Consider the following 2,430-nt stretch of genomic DNA (forward strand, 5'->3'; position numbering starts at 1 on the left):
AATTTTTAATCGCCGTTGTTTCTCAGCGACCATTTCATCTTACCATTTCTTTTATAAGAAGTCAATAGCTTTTTTTGTGTTATTTCTTCTGGCGAACAGCCAAAAGCGAATGAAGTTTTGTTTACTTGGTGCTTATTTATATTAATCCTTTCCTCGTTCAAAGTCAACACATTTAAGTATAATATAAATCTTTATTTATAAGTTCAATTATAATCGCAATATATCTATTCTCAGATGTACGCTCCTGCTTTCAAATTTTATTGGTTGTTGGCAATAATTTTCTTTAAAAGAATCAAATCTCATGTTATAAATAAAGTTTTCCTTATTATGAAGTGTACTTTTACATATTGAATTGCAACTACCTCCGACTTATTTAAAGACCTGATGCCGCCTTTTCCTATATATGATCATTTAGAAACTAGAACCCTAGAAATTATTCAATTTGTTAGAAGAGTTCGCTTTCTCCTTTATCAAAGCACTCAGTTGGATTCTTTATGTTGCTAACATAGTAGGATGAATCAAGACAGCCTATTCTACGTATAATGTCTACCTAATTGACTTTTCCTCTACCTAAGCTGCATTAATTAGAAGATATACAAAGCCTTTTAAAAGAACGTCTTGTACAGAGAGATCTTTTTATAAACGGTAACCTCCCTCCGTGAATGTTAAACTTAATCTTTTGGATATCACTTCCATACCTACAAGTTAAGGTAATTAATCAAAATAGACAGGTTCTCGTGAATTATGTAAATGTTTAAATACCCATTTAATCTGAGATTCAGTATTTCGTGCTTTTGACAATAAAGCTAGTTCTTCTAAAGAGAAAAACGCCACTTCTCTAGTTTCTATTCCTTCAATCGGACGTCCTCCAATAATTTCACATTGAATAAACATTTAGTAAACATGGTAAGGAGATAGGGGAAGTGGATGGCACTTTTTATCTAGTACACCTAAAAATCTTATAGCATTCACCTCAAAACCTGATTCCTCTTTTACTTCTTTGACAGCGACTTCACTTGGCGTTAATCCTATGTCTCCCCACCCACCAGGTAAAGCCCAAGCTTCATCACTTTTCTCCTTTACCAATAAAATTTTATTATCTCTAAATACAACAGCTCTAATATCAACCTTTGGAGTTGCATATCCAGTTTCACTGGCAAATAAATCTCTTATGCTGTTTTTATCCAAATTGGTATATTGCGACATTGTTTCGATACTAATATTTCTGATCTGTTCAAATCTCTCCACGTCATATATATCTTTAGAATATGTTAAACCAGCTTGAGCAATCGATTGTAGTTGTTTTGCCCACTCAATTCATTTGGGTTCCATATAAGCTTGCCTCCATTCCAATTTCATCACTATTAACACATTTAATCCCGACATTAAACTTTAGAACTAACCTGCTCTGTTTTTTCAATAAGCTACTTCAATCTAGATTACCCTTTTCATCTAAAGCAACAATCTTTACGAAAACAGCCTTTTATAAAGAAAAAACGAGAAATATTATATTTTGCGTTAATATTTATAACTGGATTTATTTCAAGTTTTATCTTTATTGATGGACCTGCTACCTATTCAGTTCCATTTGGTGTGTTTTGAGGACTTTTAATAAGTACAGAAGGTTTCAAGAAGACACTTATTACTCAAAGTTAAGATGAAAAATTGCTTCATTTAAACATCTATAGCAAAAAGGAGCTTGGAGATACATTTTCAAGCTCCTTTTACTCCGTACATTTTTAAATCATCCTTTACCTTTAATATAGCTAAATGAATTTAAACAGTTAGACTTTCGAGCTTATAAAATATCAGTGGGGGGGGAAGGGAGTGGTACATTTACTTATTACCCTAGAATCAAAATGTGACAATAATATAATCTATAAAACAATTAGTTGAATTATTATTCTGACGCTATCTTAAATCCTTAGTTCCTGGATTTAAGAAAAGCCAGTTACTGTCCCATCTTGGACAATATTTTTAAGTTAAGTAGTAAAGCTATTAGTCATAATTATTTCACTTGAAAAGTCTATGCTTTGACTAAAGGAATAGTACATCAATCGTCTTTTTAAAATGTTCAATCTAAAAAAGGCAAGTAATTTAAGGTTGGATGAACAATTAGTAGCTTTCCTGTGCAAAACAATATTACATTCGGGCTTATTATACTTTAATTACGAGATTTATACTGTTACAGATTAAACGCATACTTTCCGGTGTAAAAGATAACCAGGCGCGATCTATTACACATTAATACAAGATAGCCCCTAGAAAATGCAACCCCCTTTCATTTTATTATCTTGGAACGCAAAAAAGGCCAGCACAATGGCTGACCTTTTAAATAGCTTGGCGGCGTCCTACTCTCACAGGGGGAAACCCCCAACTACCATCGGCGCTGAAGAGCTTAACTGCCGTGTTCGGAATGGGAACGGGTGT

Annotated in this window: 1 rRNA gene and 1 pseudogene; both read right to left on the reverse strand. The window is 33.2% G+C overall.

Annotated features, from left to right (window positions below):
• Window positions 1-714: 714 nt before the first annotated feature.
• A pseudogene (locus tag ACQKL5_RS21270) lies at window positions 715-1,317 on the reverse strand (NUDIX hydrolase).
• A gap of 1,021 nt (window positions 1,318-2,338) precedes the next feature.
• Window positions 2,339-2,430, reverse strand: a 5S ribosomal RNA gene (rrf, locus tag ACQKL5_RS21275); the annotation flags it as partial.

The organism is Peribacillus sp. NPDC097675 (genome assembly GCF_050277655.1).
Classification (GTDB): domain Bacteria; phylum Bacillota; class Bacilli; order Bacillales; family DSM-1321; genus Peribacillus.